This is a genomic window from Leifsonia sp. Soil_N53 (assembly GCF_057655165.1).
Window position 1 is genome coordinate 1 of sequence record NZ_JBDGMM010000023.1, and the last position, 18561, is coordinate 18561.

Below are 18561 nucleotides of genomic sequence, written 5' to 3' on the forward strand. Positions count from 1 at the left end.
GCGGCCAGGTCGACGGCGCCGATGCCGCCGCCCGCGCCGTGGCCGAGCCAGAGCACGGCGCGCGGGCGCTCCGCGGGCGCGACGACCAGCCGGCCGGGATCGGCGGAGGTCGGAACGTCCACATCCACGCCTCGACGCTAGCGGGTGTCGTGCTCCCGCCGCATCCTCCGCTGTCCGTCGCGATCGCCCGCCCCGCCCCGCCCGACGGGAGCGTGCGCCGATAGAATGAGTGTCACGCTGACGCTTGCGATTACGCAAGTGTATGTCGTCGGCGCCATCGCTTCTGGAGCTGGAGTCCTGGGATGAGTCTGAGCACGCTGAGCACCACGCTGGGGATCGACCTGCCGATCGTCCTCGGGCCGTTCGGCGGCCTGTCGTCCGTCGCCCTGACCGCGGCCGTGAGCGAAGCCGGGGGCCTCGGTTCGTACGGTCTCTACGGATTCGACGGCGCGCGCATCCGCTTGGTCGCGGCCGAGCTCCGCGAGGCGACCGCCCGGCCGTTCGCGCTCAACCTGTGGCTGCCGCATCGCGAGGACGGCGAACACGACGCCTTCTTCCGCGCGGAGTTCGACCGCGCCGTCGAGGGGATGGCCGAGCTGTTCGCGCAGGCCGGCGTGCGGCCTCCCGAGTGGCCGGTCGCGCCGCTCCCGGACTTCGACGAGCAGCTCGAGGCGGCGCTCGAGGCCCGGCCGGCCGCGCTGAGCTTCGTCTTCGGTGTGCCGGCGCCCGACGTCATCGAGCGGGCGCACGCCCGCGGGATCCTCGTGATCGGGGCGGCGACGACGGTCGCGGAGGCCCGCGCGCTGGAGGCGGGCGGGGTCGACGCGATCGTGGCCTCGGGCTCCGAGGCCGCGGGGCACCGGCCGTCGTTCCTGCTGGAGTCCGAGCGCAGCCTCGTCGGCGGGTTGTCGCTCATCCCGCAGGTGGTCGACGCGGTCGGCGTTCCGGTCATCGCGGCCGGCGGTATCGCCGACCGGCGCGGGGTGGCGGCGGCGTTCGCGCTGGGGGCGGCGGCCGTGCAGGTCGGGACGGCCTTCCTCGCGACGGTCGAGTCCGCGGCGCCGGCCATCCATCGCGAGCGCATCCGCGCGGCGCTGCCCAGCGACACCGTGCTGACGCGGGCGATGAGCGGACGGCTCGCGCGCGGCCTCCCGAACCACGCCGTCCGGGCGATCGAGAGCAGCGGGGCCGGGGCGAGCTTCCCGCTCCAGAACATCCTCACCGGGGTGTTCCGCCGCGCGGCCTTGGCCGTCGACCGACCGGAGCTGCTGTCGCTCTGGATGGGGCAGAGCGCCGGGCTCTCCCGGTCCGACCGCGCCGCGGAGGTGTTCGCCGAGCTCGCGGCAGGGGTGCCGGATGACGCACGCTGACCCCGCCCGCTCGCACCGGGTCGTGCGCCCGCCCATCCTCTACGCGGGCACCCCGGTCGTCCTGCTGGCGACGGCGAACGCGGACGGCAGCCCGAACCTCGCCCCGGCGTCCTCGTACTGGGCGCTCGGCCAGATGCTGGCGCTCGGCCTGGAGACGGACGGCCAGACGCTCACCAACCTGGAGGCGCGGCGGCAGCTGACGGTGAACTTCCCGTCGCCTCCGCTCTGGCCCGCCGTCGAGCGGATCGCCCAGCTGACCGGCCGCGTGGAGGTCCCGGCCGCGAAGGCCGGGCGCTACACGCACCACGCGGAAAAGTTCGCCGCCGCCCGCCTCACGCCGCAGGCCTCCGACCTGGTCGGACCGCCGCGCGTCGCCGAGTGCCTGCTCCAGCTGGAGGCGGAGGTGCGCCGGATCACGCCCGGCGTCACGGGGGAGTACGCGATCGCCGAGGCGGAGGTCGTGCGGGTGCACGCCGACCGGCGCATCGTCGGCGAGGGGGACCACATCGACCCGCTGGCCTGGCAGCCCATCGTGTACAGCTTCCGGCACTACTTCGGGATCGGGGAGCCGCTGGGGGCGCGGGGCGGTGGGGCGGCCTCGGTGGGAGACGACAGCGGGCGCCACGGTGCCGCGTTCGAGGACGACGAGGAGTGGGAGCCGGCCGGGGACGCCGCGTGCTGGCTCGCGTCCGTCTGCCCGGAGTGCGGCGCGCTGCGCGAGGGCTCAGGGCCGTGCCCGCGCTGCGAGGCCGATCCGGCGCTCTGACGGGGACGAGCGCCGACCCCGCCGCCTTAAATCCCGGCGGCCGCGCCCGGCAGCAGCAGGGTGAACCGCCCGTCGGCGGTCGGGAGGTCTCCTGCCGCGTTCGCGAACGCGCGGAACGAGGACGCGACGGCGCGCCGTTCGGCCGGCGCCATCCCCGCGAGCACTTCGGCGAGGGCCGAGCGGCGGTGGCTGATCACGCGCTCGACGAGGGCACTGCCCTCCGGCGTGAGGTTCACGCGGACGAAGCGCCGGTCGTCCGGGTCCTCTGCGCGCTCGACGAACCCCAGGCGTACGAGCTTCTCGCAGGTGCGGGTGGCGTTGGAGGCGTGGACGCCGAGTTCCGCCGCCACCCCGCCAAGCGTCTGCGGCCCCCGGGTGGCGATCATCACGAGCACGCGCAGCTGCGGCGACGTGACGATGTCCTCCACTTCGGACACCGAGCGCGCCGCGACCCGCATCATCACGTCCGCGGCCTGGAGGGCCGCGTCGACGTCCGCGGCGTGCTGCTCGTCGTCGTCCATCATCCAGTTGTACCGTGCCGCCCCGCGGTCGTGCCGCAGCCCGGACGTGCGGGCGTGGCGTGTCTGTGGGGGAGGTGCGAGCCTGCTTCGAGTGCCACCCGACCACTATCGCCGTGGCCGGGAACGCGGGATAATTGCGATGTCGCAACTAAGGAGGCGATCGTCATGGTCGGAGCAGAGAAGCGCGACGTGGTCGAGGGCCGGTACACGCAGGCCGAGCCCGAGACGGCCGAAGAGCGCGCCGTCCACGGTCAGTACACCGAAGGAGAAGGCCACCTCGGCCCGGACGCCGAGGTCGTCGGGGCCTACGTGGGCTCCGAGCGCGCGGGCAGGCCGCCCATCGTGCGCAGCACCCACCAGCGCACCGGCAACTACCCCAAAGCGGAGCCCGCCGCCCCCGCCGACGACTGACCCCTCGCCCCATCCGGCCCTCGAGCACAGGAAAACGTCGCAATTCTGCTCGATTTGCGACGTCTTTCCTGTGCTCGGCGGCCGCTTGGGCGAGGCCGCGGCGATCGCCGGGTCAGTCGCCGATCGCTGCGAGGAGGCGCGCCCAGGACTCGCCGAATGCGGCGATGCCGGCGCGCTCGAGTTCGGCGGTCACGTCGGCGAGGCGCACGCCGGCGCGTTCGAGGTCGTCGAGGACCGCACGCGACGCGGCGTAGCTGCCGCGGATCGTGTCGGGGCGCACGACGCCGTGGTCGAACACGGCCTCCAGAGTCTTCGCGGGGACGGTGTCCACGACATCCGGGGCGATCAGCTCCTCGATATAGCGGGTGTCCCGCATCGCCGGGTCCTTGACGCCCGTGGACGCCCAGAGCGGCCGCTGCGGGTGGGCGCCGGCCGCCGCGAGCTCCTGCCACTGCGGGAGCACGAGCGACTCCTCGAACGCCGCGTAGGCCAGGCGCGCGTTGGCGACGGCTGCCAGGCCGAGGAGCGCCTCGGCCGCGGGTCCGCCGATCGCGGTCAGGCGTGCGTCGACCGCCACATCCACCCGCGAGACGAAGAAGGACGCGACCGACCGGATGCCGGCGAGCGGGATCCCCGCCGCCGCAGCCCGGGCGAGCCCCGCCCGGTAGGCGGCCATCACCTGGCCGTAGCGCTCCAGCCCGAACAGCAGCGTCATGTTGATGGAGGCGCCCTCGGCCGTGGCCTCTTCCAGTGCGCGGACTCCCGCGTCGGTGGACGGGATCTTGACCAGGACGTTCGGCCGGTCCACCAGCTCGCGCAGCCGCCGGACTTCGGCGAGCGTCGCCTCGGCATCGTGGGCGGCGTCCGGGGTGACCTCGATGGACACGAAACCGTCCGCACCGCCCGTGGCCTCGTGCACGGGGCGGAGGACGTCGCAGGCCTCCCGCACATCGGCGCCGATGAGGGCGAGCGCCGTCTCGCGCGGGTCAGTGCCGGACGCGCGCAGGTCGGCGAGGCGGCCGGCGTAGGCGGCCGGGTCGTCCTCCACGGCTTTCGCGAAGATCGTCGGGTTGGTGGTGACCCCGGTGACGTCGCGCTCGCGGATCAGCTGGGCGAGCCTCCCGGAGACGAGGTCGCCGCGCGAGAGGTCGTCGAGCCAGATGCTCACCCCGGCGCGGCGGAGGTCGGCGGTGGCGGTCATAAGTCCGTTCTCCCTTCGAGGAAGCGCAGCGGCCCGATCCCGGCGAGTTCGCCCGTGAACCGGGACGTGCGGGTCGTCGCACCCGGCGCCCGGACTCCGCGGATGGCCATGCACTCGTGCTCGGCCTCGAGCACGACGCCGACGCCGCGCGGCTCTAGCTCGCCGTCCAGGTAGTCGGCGATCTGCACGGTCAGCCGTTCCTGGAGTTGGAGGTCGCGGGAGAAGTGCTCGACCGTGCGCGCCAGCTTGGACAGGCCCAGCAGGCGGTCGCCGGGCAGATATCCGACGTGCGCGACGCCGCGGAAGGGGAGCAGGTGGTGGGCGCAGAGGGATGTGAACGGGATGTCGCGCACCAGCACGAGCTCGTCGTAGCCCTCGTCGTTGGGGAACGTGGTCGCGCGCAGCGGCTTCGCATCCAGAAGCTCGGCGAAGGCGGCCGCAACGCGACGGGGCGTGTCCGCGAGCTGCGGGTCGGCGGTGTCGCGGCCCAGGGCGTGCAGGAGCTCGGCGACGGCCGCCTCCGCGCGCGGGCGGTCGATCGCGCCGGGCCACGGGCCGGTCAGCGCCTCGCGGACGGGGTCCCCGACCGGGCGGAGCAGCGTCTCGTCCTCGTCCGATTCTGTCGTCAGCGTCATCGCGCCTCCCTGTCGTTCGTGACCGCGCAGCGTGCCTGCCCGCCCGGGCGCGTTTCCGCGCATCGGTCCCGGCTTCTGCGGCAAGGCTACGACCGCGGATTTCTATTGTCAAGAATGCCGTTTTTAGAGCTAGGATGTCCGCATGACCGACGACGACCTGGCCGCGGTCGCGGCGCTCGCCGAGCCGGCGCGCCGCGAACTCGTCCGCATCCTGACCGTGGCGGAGCACCCGCTCGACCGCGACGAGCTGGCCGAGAGCGCGGGCCTGACCCGCGCCACCGCGGCCTTCCACCTGGAGAAGCTGGTGGACGCCGGTGTGCTCGTCGCCGAGTACCGCCACCGCGGCGAACGGCGCGGTCCGGGCTCCGGCCGGCCCGCGAAGTTCTACTCGCTCGCGCGCGACGAGCTGGTCGTCGCGATCCCGCCGCGACGCTACGACCTCGCCGGCGAACTCCTGGCCGGTGCGGTGGAACGGTCGGACAGCACCGGCCGCCCGGTCCGCGAATGCCTGCTCGCGGTCGCCGCGGAACACGGCGCCGGGCGCAGCGACCCGGGACGCCCGGTCGCCGAGACGCTCGACGAGCTCGGCTACGACCCCGTGGACGACGAGGCCGGAGGCTACGTGCTCGCCAACTGCCCGTTCCACCGGCTGTCGAGCCGGCACACGGATGTGATCTGCTCGGCCAACGCGGCCTTCGTCTCCGCGCTGAGCGCCGGCGCGAGCGACGACAGGGACGCGTGGCTGGAGCCGCTGGCGGGCGGGTGCTGCGTGCGGATCGGGGCGCCGGGAAGCCGCGGGGCGGGCGACGGAGGATCGTCGGACTGACCCGGCCCCAGGTCACCCCTGGAACGGCCCCGACTTCACGCTCACCACGCCGGCGATCCGGCCGAGCTCCACGAGGAGCCGTTCGGACTCCCGCTGCTTGCCGCGGATGTGCACGGCCAGCTCCAGCTCCTGGTCGGGGAGGCGGCGGAGGTCGTCCACCCGAGCGTGCAGGTCGAGTGCGGTCATCCGGTCGAGCACCGCGCCGAGCGAATCGCCGGACGCGTCGACGCGCACCACCACGCGGCTCTGCGACCGGCGGCGCAGCAGCCGCTCGGCCATCGGCAGCGATCCGACGGCGACGAGGTGGAGGATCGTCCCGGCGACCGCGAGCCAGGGGAGTCCGGCGCCGCACGCCATGCCGACCGCCGCCGTCATCCAGATGGACGCCGCGGTGGTGAGGCCGACCACGTTCCCGCGGTTGACGAAGATCACGCCCGCGCCGACGAAGCCGATGCCGGTCACCACCTGGGCTGCGATCCGGGAGGGGTCGCCGGCGGGGAGCCCGAACGCGGTGAAGCCGAAGGCCGACACCAGAGTGAACAGCGCCGATCCGAGGCCGACCAGGATGTGCGTGCGCAGCCCGGCGCTCTTGAACTGGCGCTCGCGCTCGACCCCGATGATCGCGGACAGCACGAACGCGAGCAGCATCATGACGAGCTGCGTCACGAGAGCCGAGGACGGCAGCCAGCCGCTCATCCGGCCCGCCCGCTCACGCGGCCCGCCCGCTCATCCGGCCGCCCGCCCGCTCACGCAGCCCACCGATTCATGCAGCCCACCCGCTCATGCAGCGGAGTCTAGGAGGGCGCCGCCTCCGTGGCACCCCCCGATGCGTCGCCGGGCTGCGACCGCCGCCGGACGAACACCAGCAGGCACAGGTGCACCACGGCCAGCGCGACCGCGACGCCCACCGCCGCCAGCCAGCTCGCCGGAGTCGTGCCCGCGTCGAACAGCAGTCCGAGCACCGTCGTCGCCACGATCGCACCCACGTAACGGGAGGTCTGGAAGATGCCCGCCGCGACCCCGGCGTCCTGCGGCCGGGCGGCGGCGTAGAGCGCCTGGTTCATCCCGATGCTCACCACGCAGTAGGGGATGCCGAGGGCCGCCGTGATCACCAGCACCACCCACGGCGTGGTCGTGACCGCCGCGACGCCGAGCAGCACCGCGCCGACGATGAGCGCGCCGGCGCCCGTGAGCAGCGTCGGCCGCAGCCCGACCCCTTCGATCGCGCGGGCCGCCAGTGGGGTGACCGCGATCGTCACCGCCGCCAGCGGGAACATCAGCAGCCCGGTCACGCCCGCCGAGTAGCCGCTGTGCTCCTGGAGGTACTGCGGGAGGCCGAAGAACGCCGAGTAGTACACCGTGTTGAACACCGCGAAGCACAGGTAGACCATCAGCAGCCGGTGGTTGGCGCCCAGCAGCCGCAGATCCAGGAACGGATGCGCCGTGCGCAGCTCCCGCCAGACGAAGAGGGCGCCCGCGATCGGCACGAGCGGCAGCAGCCACCAGAGCGGCTGGGGTCGCAGGTCCAGCAGGAACACCAGCAGCGCGGTCAGGGTCGCGACGAACAGGAGGATGCCCGGCACGTCGGACTCCGCGATCACCCGGCGGAGCGGCACCCGCTCCCGCGCCGCGTCAGTGGGGGCGAAGAGCCGCACGCCGAGGAAGGCGATCACGGCGAGCGGGACGTTGATCCAGAAGATCGCCTGCCAGCCGAGGAAGGTGACCAGCACGCCGCCGAGCACCGGCCCGACCGCCGCGCCCGACGTGTTGGCGATCTGGATGCGGCCGAGGAGCCGCGGGGTCCCGACGCGGGTGTGCGCGGCGACGGTCCGCAGCATGGCGATCGCGGAGGGGAACGCCGTGGCCGTGCCCACCGCGAGCGCCACCCGGCCGGCGCAGACGCCCACGAACGAGGTGGAGAACGGGGTGAGCGCGCACGCCAGGACGACCACGAGCATCCCGAACAGGAACAGCCGGCGCGGGCCGAACCGGTCGGCGAACCGGCCCATCAACGGCTGACCGGCGGCGGACGCCAGGTAGAAGGACGTGATCACCCAGGTCACCGTCGTCACGCTCACCTGGAACTCGTGCTGGATCGGCACCAGCGCGACGGCGATCATCGACGAGTTGAGCGGGTTGAGCAGGGTGCCGAGGCTCAGGGAGGCCACCGCCCAGCCCGTGCGGGCGGAGTCGGGCGGGGCGTCGGTCACCCGACCACCCTACGCGGCGGCCGGGCGGCATCCCGTTCGAGCCCGCTGCGCCCTCAGTCGGCCAGGTCGGCCGTGGTCAGCGGGATCGTCGAACGGTACGGGTAGGCGGGCATCGACGAGAACTCCTCGTCGTCCGCCAGCTCGTACACGTCGTAGGCGAGCGCGCCGGCGAACAGCGTGGCGACGCGGATCTCGCCCGGCGGACAGCCTCCGATCAGGGGCACGACCACGACACTGTCCAGGGTCCGGCGGTCCTCGTAGAGGAGTGCCGCTTTGATGGTTCGCGTGAGAGCGTCCATGTGCAGACGCTACGCCGCCTCGGCGTGACGGCTTGACGGCGCGCGGGTGGACGGCGAAAGTGTGACTCGGAGAGGACACCATGGGAACGCTGATCTACGACGGGGCCGACGGATTCACTTTCGACGACAGGGTGCTCGCTCACCTTCAGGCGGTGATCGCCACGAAGCTGCGCCGCCGCGAAGGGTTCCTGCTCATCTGGGCGGACCGCACCGGGGGGATCGAGCCGATCCTCCGCTCGATCTGGCTGGACACATCCATCAGCATTCAATTCGTCTTCACGCACCCCGTGCTTCCGGAGCTGAACCGCGAATGGCTGACGATCCTCACCGAGAAGGCGAACGGCAACGGCGGCCTGATGCTCGAGGACGACCTCCGCGCCGAGATCCGCCAGGAGGTGCCCGAGGGCAGCTACCGGGAGTCGCGCGGGAAGAAGCAGGCCGACTGACATGGGCAAACTGATCTACGGAGTCGGCCGGGAGTACGAGTTCGACGACCGTACGCTCTCGCACGTCAAGATCGCCCTGGTCACCAAGCTGCGCCGCCACGAGAGCTTTCTGCTCAACTGGGAGATCCCGGTCGAGCAGGGCGGCGGTCGGATGAGCCTCTGGATCAGCCGCGAGATCCCCCTCGCCTTCGTCTTCAGCGGCTCCCGCCCGCCCACCCTCAACGAGCGCTGGATGGAGGCCCTGCTGCAGACCAGCCAGCGCACCGGCGGCATGATGATCATGCCGGAGGACTCGGTGGGGGACGGGGGTGCGGCGGGGCGGTGAGCGGAGCGCCTGAACGCTCACTGCGATGCACTCGTAGCGGCCGATAACCGGCCTACCATTCAGAGCATGGACAAGGTGGAGGGCCGCCTCGGCGCTCGCGCCGAGCGAGCGGCTGAATGGCTGGACGCCAAGCTGCTCCCGGTCCTCGGTCCGCCTCCGCTCGGCCCGTACGGCCAGGAGGCACCGAGGACGGAAGCTGCGACGTGCCCGCTGTGCAGCCGCCGGATCGATGAGCACGGGATAACGCGCGACCACGGTCACGCGTTCCTGATCTGCCCGTCGCCCGCGCGGACGCAACTGCAGGTCGAATGAGCGACCGGTATTGAACGCTCGCGGCGCGGCCGTGAGCGTCAGGGGGAGATGCGCGCCGCGCGCGGCGGGGGAGCCAGCAGGAGCGGGATGACTCCGTAGGCGAAGGCGCCGAAGGGGATGAGGATCCAGGCGCCGAGTACCGCTTGACGAGGGTCCCCGGCGTGGACCGTGAGCCCGGCTGAAACCAGCCACTGGCTCGCCGCGACTGCGGAAACGCTGCCGGCGGCAAGCAGGACCAGCCGTCGGGCGACCGGGTGGATGCTCGGGAAAAGCGCGGCGATGACACCGATGACGGCGGCGCTCGCCGAAACGGCGAAGGTCCCGGCGAAGAACTCCGGCGTCGGCGTTGTGCGGTCGGCCGGCCCCGGCCCGGACCAATGGGTGGCGACCGCGTCCGGGAGCCCATCCCTCCACATGAGCCATGAGCACAGGGCGGCGGACGCTGGGAGAAGCACGGCGATCCCCGCGGCAACGTTGCGAAGGCCAATGGGCGCGTCACCTGTTCGCATCGACGGCCTTCAAGGCATGACGGATGGAGATCGCGACGGCGACCAGCATCACGACGATCAGTGACATCAGGAGGAAGGGGAAGGTCACGGGCATCATGTAGAGCCCGAGAACTACCGGAATGGCGGCGAAGGAGAGATACAACTGCTTGACCAGCAGAGGGAGGAGCGAGCGGTGTACCGCGTTCCAGACCCGCTCGTCCCTCATCGTGATCGAGATCCTGAACCCGACGATTGGATTCGGCCCGACTTTGATCGCCACAAGCGTGAACAGATAGCTCACCGTGGGGATGACTGCAACGAGCAGCGTGAGCGCGAGTTCAGGGAACATGCCGATGAGTGCGTCGGTCATGGAAACCCCGATGTCGCTGGACGAATAGAAGAAATCTAGAATTCACATAGAAGCTAGCATGTAATAGGCGAGCGGGCAGCGTTGCCGCGTGAATGCGCGACCCCGCGCGGACAGCCGGTCTTGTCGAGACCTTGACCATCTCTCACCGAAACTCTCAGCCGCTGGCCCTGCGCCCGCCCACCCCTCAGGCATAGGCTCCACTTCATGCGGCACGGTTACGAGTCCCCCGAGGAACCCGTCGGTCTGAACCCCGTCTTCTCCCGCGCTGGGGAGGCCACCGAGTTCCCCCGCTTCACCCTCCCGGATGGGGAGGCCCTGCCGGAGACCGCCTTCCAGGTGGTCCACGACGAGGCCATGCTCGACGGAAATGCGCGGCTGAATCTTGCGACCTTCGTCGGCACCTGGATGGAGGATCAGGCCGGGCGGCTGTACGCGGAGGCCGTGGACAAGAACATCGTAGACAAGGACGAGTACCCGCAGACCGCGGCGATCGAGACGCGGTGCTGGCGGATGCTCGCCGGGTTGTGGAATGCGCCGGCGCCCGAGCGCTCGATCGGCACCTCCACCATCGGCTCCTCTGAGGCGTGCATGCTCGGCGGCCTCGCGCTGAAGCGGCGCTGGCAGCAGCGGCGGCGCGCGGCCGGGCTGTCGACCGAGAAGCCCAACCTCGTGATGAGCGCAGCGGTGCAGGTGTGCTGGGAGAAGTTCTGCAACTACTTCGAGGTGGAGCCGCGGTTCGTGCCCATCTCGCTCGACCACAAGACGCTCGACGGCGACGGGCTCGGCCCGTATGTCGACGAGAACACGATCGGCGTCGTGGCGATCATGGGCGTCACTTACACCGGGATGTACGAGCCGGTGCAGGCGATCAGCGACGCGCTCGACACGATCCAGGCGAAGACCGGGCTCGACATCCCGATCCACGTCGACGGCGCGTCCGGGGCGATGGTCGCGCCGTTCATCCAGCCCGACATCGTCTGGGACTTCCGGCTGGAGCGGGTGGCCTCCATCAACACCTCGGGCCACAAGTACGGCCTCGTCTACCCGGGGATCGGCTGGGTGGTGTGGCGGGAGGCCGGCCTGCTGCCAGACGACCTCGTCTTCACGGTCAGCTATCTGGGCGGGGAGATGCCAACCTTCGGGCTCAACTTCTCGCGGCCGGGCGCCCAGGTGCTGCTGCAGTACTACCAGTTCCTGCGCCTCGGCTTCGACGGCTACCGGCGCGTGCAGGAGGCCTCGCGCGACGTCGCGCGGTATCTCGCCGACGAGGTGGCCGCGCTCGGGCGCTTCGACATCTGGACCGACGGCTCCGACATCCCGGTCACCGCCTGGCAGCTGAAGGCCGGCCACGACGCAGCGTGGACGCTGTACGACCTGTCGATGCGGCTGAAGACCCGCGGCTGGCTCGTGCCGGCCTACCCGATGCCGGAGGCGCTCACCGCCGTGACGGTGCAGCGCGCGGTGATCCGCAACGGGCTCAGCCGCGACCTCGCGGGCGGGCTGGTGGAGGCCATCCGGGCCAGCGTGCAGGAGCTCGACCAGCTGAAGGCGCCGATGCCGGGGCCGGAGCGGGTGGCGTTCCACCACTGAGGGCGGGCGGCCCGCACTGAGATCGGGTCACGGCACCAGCGCGATCTTCCCTCCCGGGTGGCCCTCCGCGACGAAGCGCAGCGCCTCCGGAGCCTCGGCGAGCGGATAGCTGCGCGCGATCGGGACCTGGAGGCGCCCCTCCGCCGCCAGCGCCAGCAGCCGCGGGCGCACCGCGTCGCGGAAGGCAGCACTCTCGGGCTGCGCTCCGAAGATGGCGTGGAAGCCCTCCGCCTCCGCGCGGCCGGAGGCGACGATGGTGACGATCCGGTCGCGGTCAGCCACCAGTTCGAGCGAGACGTCCACCGCCTCGTCGGTGCCGACGGTGTCGAGGGCGGCGGCGATCGGGCCCTGGGCGGCCTCCCGGACCCGGTCGGCGAGCCCCGGACCGTACGAGACGGGGACCCCGCCGAACCGCCGGACGCGCGCGAAGCTGCCCTCGCTTGCGGTCCCGATGACATGCGCGCCGAGCTCCGCGGCCTGCTGGAGGACGCTCACGCCGACCGCGCCCGACGCGCCGTGGACGAGGATGGTGTCCCCGGCCGTCACCCCGGTCACGTCCAGCATCTGCGCTGCCGTCGAACCGGCGAGCAGCAGGTTCGCAGCCTCCTCGTCGGAGAGCGCGGCGGGCTTGGCGAAGACGTCGGCGGCGGGGACGGTGACCTCGGTCGCGTAGCCGCCCTGGATGCGGAACGCGACCACCGCGTCACCGGGTGCGCCGCCTCCGGAGGCGATCTCGGTTCCGGGACCGAGCTCCACCAGCTCGCCCGCCACCTCGTAGCCGATCGGCACCGGGAGCGAGAGTCCGGGACGCGGGCTCGAGACGTGCTTGTAGTCGGCAGGGTTGATGCCCGCGGCGCGCACCCGGATGGTGACCTCGCCCGGTCCCGGACGCGGGACCTCCCGCTCGGCGAACGTCCAGGTGTCGGGGGAACCCCACTGCTCTGCCAACCACACTCGTGTCATGCCGACAGTCAACGGGGGGAGCCTGTGTGCGCGCTTAGGAAACGCGCAGCCACTCTTTGCGCGGGCTCAGGAGGCGCCCGGGTCCGTGCGGCCGCGGCCGAACCAGGCCGCCCCGCGCCCGATCCAGAGCGGCAGGGCGATCGCGACCGCGAGCCCCATCGAGAGGATGCCGGCGACCGGCTGCGTGCTGAGCGCCGTGTAGAGGCCGACGCCGAGGTGGATCAGGCTCGCCAGGAGCACGATCACCCGCGCGAGGTCGACGCCGCGGAAGACGCCGAATCCGACAGCCAGGTACGCGATCGCCACGATCAGATAGCCGATCGTCGAGACGAGGATGCTGCCGGTCTGCGCGGCCGGGAGGACGCCGCGGATGGCCGCGAGCACGATCAGCAGCACACTGAGGATGAGCTCGACCGTGCCGACCAGCCAGCAGAGGACGGCGACCGCGGTGACCACGCCGGGACGGTCGGCGTTGCCGCGACGCGCGTCGGGGCCAGGGCGATCGGCCGCGCTCACGACGCCGAGACCGTGTCGGAGGCCTTGCCGCTGTGCCGCACCCGGCGCGACCGGGCGGGGGTGAGGCGGAGCACCTGGGCCGTGGAGCTGTCGTCGAGCTCGACGAGGTCGTTGCGCGACTTGATGAAGTCGCTGAACGACCGGTAGCCGAGCGCCTTCTCACTGAAGGAGGGGTCCATCCGTTTCATCTGGCTCTTCACGGACGAGCTGTGCAGCCACTCCGTGTCGTCCTTCTCGTGGCCGAGCTGCATCGCCCGGGCGAGGAGGCGCGTGGCGACGAGCTGGGGATCCTCGGCGGTCTCCTCGTCGGCCTCCGGCTCGACGGTCGCGGTCTTGCGCTTGCGCGCGGGGCGCTTGGCGGGCTCAGCCGGCTGCTCGGCGTCCGCTGCCTCCTCTGCAGGTGTCGAGGTCGACCGGGAGGCGGCCCGCGACCGGGGCGCGTCCGCGCGGTCGGCCTGCGCAGGGGTGTCGGCGGTCTCGGCGGCGGCCTCCGCGGCGGCGGCGACGGTCTCGGCCGCCTCGTCGCGCGCGATGCCCGGGAGGTCGTCGTAGCTGACGAACTCGTCGCACGCAGCGGCGAGCGACCGCGCGGTCGAGCCGGCGACGCCGATGCCGATCACGTAGCGGCCGAGGCGCTTGATCCGCTGGGCCAGCGGGATGTAGTCGGAGTCGCCCGCGACGATCACGACGTGCGTCAGCTCCGGGAGCCGGAACAGGTCCTCCACCGCGTCCACGGCGAGCCGGATGTCGGCGCCGTTCTTCGCGTAGGCCGCCGCCGGGAAGAGCTGGACCAGATCGACGGCGCGGCCGACGAGCTGGCCGCGGTAATCGGCGTTCACGGCGGCGGACCAGTCGGCGTACGCACGGGTGAGCACCAGGGTGCCGAACGACGACGCGAAATCGATGACCGCGCCGAGGTCGACCCGCGCCTCGGCGAGCTTCGCGACGAAGGCGGGCTTGGGAGCCGTCCCCGACTTCTGCCGGTCGCGCATGAACGACCCGCGGCCGTGCACCTGGTCGTAGCGTGAGATGACGATGTTGTCGAAGTCGATGTAGACCGCGACGCGGCCGTCCCCAGGTTCACTCATGCTGTCACGATATCCCGCGGTCACGCTCCGGCCCCTATCCGATGCCGCTAATGGAGGACATCCACCGCGACACGCCGCGTGCCGGCCGTGAACGGAGGACATGGGCTCGGGCGGTGGCCGCGACTCCTCCGCTGGGTACGGGCCGTGTCGGCGGAGGAGATCGGGGCGGGGTGCGGGCCGATCTCCTCCGGTGGGTGCCGGCGGGCAGCGTGGTGGGTGGGAACTCCTCCGTTAGGCGCGGGCGTAGCGGTCGGCGACCGTGAGGGCGGCGTCGATCGCGGCGAGGCCGCGGCGCAGCTCGTCCTCGGTGATCACGAGCGGCGGGGCGATGTGGATGCGGTTGAAGTGCGTGAACGGCCAGACGCCCGCCGCCTTGCACGCCGCCGCGACCTCGCCCATCGGGGCGGCGTCGGCGCCGGCCGCGTTGAACGGCACCAGCGGCTCGCGGGTCTCCCGGTCGCGCACCAGCTCCAGCGCCCAGAACAGGCCGCGGCCGCGAACCTCGCCGAGCGAGGGGTGCCGGTCGAGCCAGGCCGTGATCGCGGGCTCCACGACGCGCTCGCCGAGGTCGCGCACGCGCTCCAGGATGCCGTCCCGCTCGAACACGTCGAACGTCGCGACACCGGCGGCGCAGGCGAGCGGATGGCCCGAGTAGGTCAGGCCGCCCTGGAACGAGACGTCGTCGAAGAAGGAGGCGATCGCGTCCGAGATGACCACCCCGCCGAGCGGGACGTATCCGGAGTTGACGCCCTTCGCGAAGGTGATGAGGTCGGGCGCCACGCCGAAGGCGTCCACCGCGAACCACTCGCCCACGCGGCCGAAGCCCACCATGACCTCGTCGGCGATGTAGACGATCCCGTACGTGTCGCACAGCGCGCGGACGCCGGCGAGATAGCCGGGCGGCGGCACCAGGACGCCGTTGGTCCCCACGATGGTCTCGATGATGATCGCGGCCACGGTCGCCGCGCCCTCCAGGACGATCACGCTCTCGAGGTGCTCCAGCGCGCGCTGCGTCTCCTCCTCCGGCGTGGCCGAGTGGAACGCCGACCGGTACAGGTACGGACCGAAGAAGTGCGCGACGGACGGGTCGCTCGGCTCGTTCGCCCAGCGGCGCGGGTCGCCGGTCAGCGCGATCGCCGTCGCCGTGCCGCCGTGGTACGAGCGGTACATCGAGAGGACCTTGCGCCGCCCGGTGACCCGGCGCGCCATCCGCACGGCGTACTCGTTCGCGTCGGCGCCGCCGTTGGTGAAGAACACCCGGTTCAGCGTGCCCGGCGCGACGCGGGCGATCCGGCGGGCCAGCTCGCCGCGCACGTCGTTCGCCATCGAGGGCTGGATGGTCGCGAGGCGACCGGCCTGCTGCTGGATGGCGGCGACGAGGTCGGGGTGCTGGTGGCCGAGGTTGAGGTTGACGAGCTGCGAGCTGAAGTCGAGGTACGCGTTGCCCTGGTAGTCCCAGAACGTCGAGCCCTCGCCCGCGGCGATCGGCAGCGGGTCGATCTTCGCCTGCGCACTCCAGGAGTGGAAGACGTGGCTGCGGTCGTCGCTGCGCACCTGGGTCTCGGCGTCGCTGTCGCCGAACGTGTGCTCCGCGCCGCGGCGGTCGGTGAAGCCCGTGCGCACGGAGCTGTCGATGGTGTCGGTCATGGCGTGACTTCTTTCGGGATTCAGGAGTTGCCGGGGAACGCGAGCTCGATCTTCGAGTGCACCGGATCCGGCCAGCGCGTCGTGACGACCTTGCTGCGCGTGTAGAAGTGGAACGACTCCGGGCCGTAGATGTGCGAGTCGCCGAAGAGCGAGTTCTTCCAACCGCCGAACGAGTACGCGCCGATCGGCACCGGGATCGGGACGTTGATGCCGACCATGCCGACCTCCACCTCGAACTCGAACTGGCGGGCGGCGCCGCCGTCGCGGGTGAACAGCGCGACGCCGTTGCCGTACGGGTTGGCGTTGATCAGCGCGACCGCGTCGTCGAAGGTGTCGACGCGGACGACGGACAGCACCGGCCCGAAGATCTCGTCGTCGTAGACGGCGGTGCCCGGCGTCACGTGGTCGACCAGACTGACCCCCACGAAGAAGCCGTCGGTGTCGAACCGCTGGGCCGCGCCGTCGACGACGACCGTGGCGCCTTCGGCCGCGGCCTTCGCGACATAGGAGGCCACCTTGTCGCGGTGCTCGCGCGTGATGAGCGGGCCCATCTCGCTGGCCGGGTCGGTCCCGGGGCCGATCGCGAGCGCGCCGAGGCGGCGCTGGATGGCCGGGACGAGCCGGTCGCCCGCATCGCCGACGGCGACCAGCACGCTGACCGCCATGCAGCGCTCGCCGGCCGAGCCGTAGGCGGCGGACACCGCGGCGTCGGCCGCGGCCTCGATGTCGGCGTCCTCCAGGACCACCATGTGGTTCTTCGCGCCGCCGAGCGCCTGCACGCGCTTGCCGCTGGCGGCGGCGCGCTGGTAGATCGACCGCGCGATCGGCGTGGAGCCGACGAACGAGACGGCCGCGACGTCGGGGGAGTCGAGCAGGGTGTCGACGGCCTCCTTGTCGCCGTGCACGACGTTGAGCACGCCGGCGGGGAGCCCGGCCTCGGCGAACAGCTTCGCCAGATACACGGAGGCCGACGGGTCCTTCTCGCTCGGCTTCAGGACGACCGTGTTGCCGCAGGCGATCGCGCTCGCGACCATCCACAGCGGGACCATCACCGGGAAGTTGAACGGCGTGATGCACGCGACGACGCCGACCGGCTGCTTGACGCTGTGCACGTCGACGCCGGTGGAGACCTGCTCGCTGTACTCGCCCTTGAGCTTGTCGATCAGGCCGGAGGCGAACTCGACGTTCTCGAGACCGCGCGCGATCTCGCCCGCCGCGTCGGACAGCACCTTGCCGTGCTCGCTGGTCACGATCGCCGCGAGCTCGGCGCGGCGCTCGGTGAGGAGGTGGCGGAGCCGGAACAGCACGTCGGCCCGCTTGGTGAGGCTGGTGGCGCGCCAGCCCGGGAGGGCGGCCTTGGCGGCCGCGATCGCGGCCGCGGTCTCTGCTGCGCTGGCCAGCACGACGTCGTGCTGCCGTACGCCGGTCGCGGGGTCGAAGACCGGACCGAGGCGGGCCGGGACGCCGGACTCCTCGCCGTTCACGAAATGGCGGATGAGGGCCACGGGATCCTCCTGGAGTTGCTGCGCCGGACGGAATGCCCGGCAGGGAAGTAGGCTTGCAATCCCCATGATCACAGAGCGGAGGACGGATCGATGAGGCCAGATCGTCGGGCGTTCGGGCAAGACAGTACAATCCGTCCGGGGCCGGAGCGCATGCTCCTCCCGACGGTCCGCGAGGTGCTGCGGATGGACCCGATGGCCGACGCGCTGCCGGAGGTCCTGGCCGGCGAGGGCGCGCTCGACACGCTGGTGCGCTGGGTGCACGTCGCCGAGACGGCCGACGTGGCGCGCCTGGTCTCCGGGGGCGAGCTGCTGCTGGCGACGGGACTGGGCTGGCCGAACGACGCCCGCGCACTGCGGGCCCTCGGCCGCGATCTGGCGGAGGCCGAAGTCGCCGGCCTCGTGCTCGAGCTGGGCGAGCGCACGCCGGAGGCGCCGGCTCCGCTGGTGGAGGAGTTCCGCGCAGCGGGCCTCCCGTTCGTGGTCCTGCACCGCGAGGCGCGCTTCGTGGCGATCACCGAGGCGGTGCACGCCAGGATCATCGACGACCAGACCGTCGCGCTGCGGGCCAGGGACGAGATCCGCGAGCTGTTCACCGGGCTGAGCCTCCGCGGCAGCCCCGCCGACTTCATCGTGGCGCAGGCCGCGCGGGTGCTCGGCTGCCCCGTCGTGCTGGAGGACACCGGCCACCAGGTGCTCGTCGCCGAGAACGTCGGCGACGGCGAGTCCGAGCTGGACCGCTGGGAGCAGCGCTCCCGGGCGGCGCATCGCGGAGCGGGCGAGCCGGGCTGGACGCTGACGCCGGTGGAGGCGCGCGGCATGCGCTGGGGCCACCTGGTGGCGTTGCCGGGCGAGCCGCATCCCGCAGGCCGGTCGAGCGTGCTCGAGCAGGCCGCGGTGGCGCTCGCGCTCAGCCGCCTGGCCGACCGCGACGAGGAGGAGTGGACGCGCCGCAGCCACGACGCGCTGCTCACGGCGCTGCTGGGGCGGCGCTTCGCGGGCGACGGCGGGATGGCCGCACGGTTCGAGGCGTCCGGGTTCCCGGTCGCCGGCCGGGTGCTCGCCGGGGTCGCCG

The 18561-nt window shown here is 72.2% G+C and carries 22 protein-coding genes; 9 read left to right on the forward strand and 13 right to left on the reverse strand.

All coding sequences use genetic code 11. The features are described 5' to 3' along the window. Positions 1–302: 302 nt before the first annotated feature. Both AC3A3H_RS01130 and AC3A3H_RS01135 read left to right on the forward strand, forming a co-directional pair. Positions 303–1370 carry an NAD(P)H-dependent flavin oxidoreductase gene (locus AC3A3H_RS01130; protein ID WP_487612696.1) on the forward strand — a complete coding sequence of 356 codons (1068 nt, stop codon included), beginning with the start codon at positions 303–305 and terminating at the stop codon, positions 1368–1370. Beyond that, on the forward strand, positions 1357–2136 hold the full coding sequence (locus AC3A3H_RS01135; protein ID WP_487612697.1) for a flavin reductase family protein: 780 nt from the start codon (positions 1357–1359) through the stop codon (positions 2134–2136). Before AC3A3H_RS01130 ends, AC3A3H_RS01135 begins: the two co-directional genes overlap by 14 nt. A gap of 26 nt (positions 2137–2162) precedes the next feature. Here AC3A3H_RS01135 and AC3A3H_RS01140 read toward each other — a convergent pair whose 3' ends face one another. Continuing rightward, entirely contained in the window at positions 2163–2657 is a 495-nt protein-coding gene (locus tag AC3A3H_RS01140) for a MarR family winged helix-turn-helix transcriptional regulator (protein ID WP_487612698.1), read from the reverse strand. A gap of 165 nt (positions 2658–2822) precedes the next feature. Here AC3A3H_RS01140 and AC3A3H_RS01145 point away from each other — a divergent pair, with 165 nt between their 5' ends. After that, positions 2823–3068, forward strand: a complete 246-nt coding sequence (locus AC3A3H_RS01145; protein ID WP_487612699.1) for a hypothetical protein — start codon at positions 2823–2825, stop codon at positions 3066–3068. A gap of 112 nt (positions 3069–3180) precedes the next feature. Here the strand turns inward: AC3A3H_RS01145 and tal are convergent, their stop codons facing one another. Together tal and folE are read right to left on the reverse strand one after the other, a co-directional pair. Continuing rightward, positions 3181–4269, reverse strand: a complete 1089-nt coding sequence (tal, locus tag AC3A3H_RS01150; protein ID WP_487612700.1) for a transaldolase — start codon at positions 4267–4269, stop codon at positions 3181–3183. Further along, the gene (folE, locus tag AC3A3H_RS01155) at positions 4266–4904 is read right to left on the reverse strand and encodes a GTP cyclohydrolase I (protein ID WP_487612701.1); all 639 of its coding nucleotides are present in this window, start codon (positions 4902–4904) and stop codon (positions 4266–4268) included. Before folE ends, tal begins: the two co-directional genes overlap by 4 nt. Positions 4905–5046: 142 nt before the next feature. On the opposite strand from folE, the gene AC3A3H_RS01160 reads away from it, so the two are divergent. After that, positions 5047–5730: a helix-turn-helix transcriptional regulator gene (locus AC3A3H_RS01160; protein ID WP_487612702.1), complete on the forward strand. Its 684-nt coding sequence runs from the start codon at positions 5047–5049 to the stop codon at positions 5728–5730. Between the two features lie 12 nt (positions 5731–5742). Here the strand turns inward: AC3A3H_RS01160 and AC3A3H_RS01165 are convergent, their stop codons facing one another. The 3 genes from AC3A3H_RS01165 to AC3A3H_RS01175 form a co-directional block, all read right to left on the reverse strand. After that, positions 5743–6426, reverse strand: a complete 684-nt coding sequence (locus AC3A3H_RS01165) for an MgtC/SapB family protein (protein ID WP_487612703.1) — start codon at positions 6424–6426, stop codon at positions 5743–5745. A 98-nt stretch (positions 6427–6524) separates the two neighbouring features. Then, entirely contained in the window at positions 6525–7940 is a 1416-nt protein-coding gene (locus tag AC3A3H_RS01170) for an MFS transporter (protein WP_487612704.1), read from the reverse strand. 53 nt (positions 7941–7993) lie between these two features. Then, positions 7994–8239, reverse strand: coding sequence for a hypothetical protein (locus tag AC3A3H_RS01175; RefSeq protein ID WP_487612705.1), 246 nt, complete (start codon positions 8237–8239; stop codon positions 7994–7996). 80 nt (positions 8240–8319) lie between these two features. Between AC3A3H_RS01175 and AC3A3H_RS01180 the strand changes: the two genes are divergently transcribed. The 3 genes from AC3A3H_RS01180 to AC3A3H_RS01190 all read left to right on the forward strand — a co-directional run bounded on the left by AC3A3H_RS01180 (position 8320) and on the right by AC3A3H_RS01190 (position 9322). Beyond that, positions 8320–8685: a DUF7882 family protein gene (locus tag AC3A3H_RS01180; protein WP_487612706.1), complete on the forward strand. Its 366-nt coding sequence runs from the start codon at positions 8320–8322 to the stop codon at positions 8683–8685. 1 nt (position 8686) lies between these two features. Next, positions 8687–9010 carry a DUF7882 family protein gene (locus tag AC3A3H_RS01185; RefSeq protein ID WP_487612707.1) on the forward strand — a complete coding sequence of 108 codons (324 nt, stop codon included), beginning with the start codon at positions 8687–8689 and terminating at the stop codon, positions 9008–9010. Positions 9011–9076: 66 nt separating this feature from the next. Beyond that, the gene (locus AC3A3H_RS01190) at positions 9077–9322 is read left to right on the forward strand and encodes a hypothetical protein (RefSeq protein ID WP_487612708.1); all 246 of its coding nucleotides are present in this window, start codon (positions 9077–9079) and stop codon (positions 9320–9322) included. Between the two features lie 38 nt (positions 9323–9360). Here the strand turns inward: AC3A3H_RS01190 and AC3A3H_RS01195 are convergent, their stop codons facing one another. Together AC3A3H_RS01195 and AC3A3H_RS01200 are read right to left on the reverse strand one after the other, a co-directional pair. Further along, positions 9361–9738, reverse strand: coding sequence for a hypothetical protein (locus AC3A3H_RS01195; RefSeq protein ID WP_487612709.1), 378 nt, complete (start codon positions 9736–9738; stop codon positions 9361–9363). A gap of 79 nt (positions 9739–9817) precedes the next feature. Beyond that, entirely contained in the window at positions 9818–10180 is a 363-nt protein-coding gene (locus tag AC3A3H_RS01200) for an SdpI family protein (RefSeq protein WP_487612710.1), read from the reverse strand. 204 nt (positions 10181–10384) lie between these two features. Between AC3A3H_RS01200 and gad the strand changes: the two genes are divergently transcribed. Then, positions 10385–11770 (forward strand): glutamate decarboxylase, encoded by a 1386-nt coding sequence (gene gad / locus AC3A3H_RS01205; protein ID WP_487612711.1) that lies wholly within the window; start codon positions 10385–10387, stop codon positions 11768–11770. A gap of 27 nt (positions 11771–11797) precedes the next feature. On the opposite strand, the gene AC3A3H_RS01210 is transcribed toward gad, so the two are convergent. The 5 genes from AC3A3H_RS01210 to AC3A3H_RS01230 all read right to left on the reverse strand — a co-directional run bounded on the left by AC3A3H_RS01210 (position 11798) and on the right by AC3A3H_RS01230 (position 17489). Continuing rightward, positions 11798–12733, reverse strand: a complete 936-nt coding sequence (locus AC3A3H_RS01210) for a quinone oxidoreductase family protein (RefSeq protein ID WP_487612712.1) — start codon at positions 12731–12733, stop codon at positions 11798–11800. Positions 12734–12799: 66 nt separating this feature from the next. Next, complete coding sequence (locus AC3A3H_RS01215; RefSeq protein ID WP_487612713.1) at positions 12800–13249, reverse strand: hypothetical protein; 450 nt, start codon at positions 13247–13249, stop codon at positions 12800–12802. Beyond that, positions 13246–14337 carry an NYN domain-containing protein gene (locus AC3A3H_RS01220; RefSeq protein ID WP_487612714.1) on the reverse strand — a complete coding sequence of 364 codons (1092 nt, stop codon included), beginning with the start codon at positions 14335–14337 and terminating at the stop codon, positions 13246–13248. Before AC3A3H_RS01220 ends, AC3A3H_RS01215 begins: the two co-directional genes overlap by 4 nt. A 231-nt stretch (positions 14338–14568) precedes the next feature. Further along, on the reverse strand, positions 14569–15984 hold the full coding sequence (locus tag AC3A3H_RS01225) for an aminotransferase class III-fold pyridoxal phosphate-dependent enzyme (protein WP_487612715.1): 1416 nt from the start codon (positions 15982–15984) through the stop codon (positions 14569–14571). Positions 15985–16004: 20 nt separating this feature from the next. After that, positions 16005–17489: a CoA-acylating methylmalonate-semialdehyde dehydrogenase gene (locus AC3A3H_RS01230; protein ID WP_487612716.1), complete on the reverse strand. Its 1485-nt coding sequence runs from the start codon at positions 17487–17489 to the stop codon at positions 16005–16007. A gap of 150 nt (positions 17490–17639) precedes the next feature. On the opposite strand from AC3A3H_RS01230, the gene AC3A3H_RS01235 reads away from it, so the two are divergent. Continuing rightward, a partial coding sequence (locus AC3A3H_RS01235; protein WP_487612717.1) for a PucR family transcriptional regulator ligand-binding domain-containing protein occupies positions 17640–18561 on the forward strand: 922 nt, incomplete at its 3' end.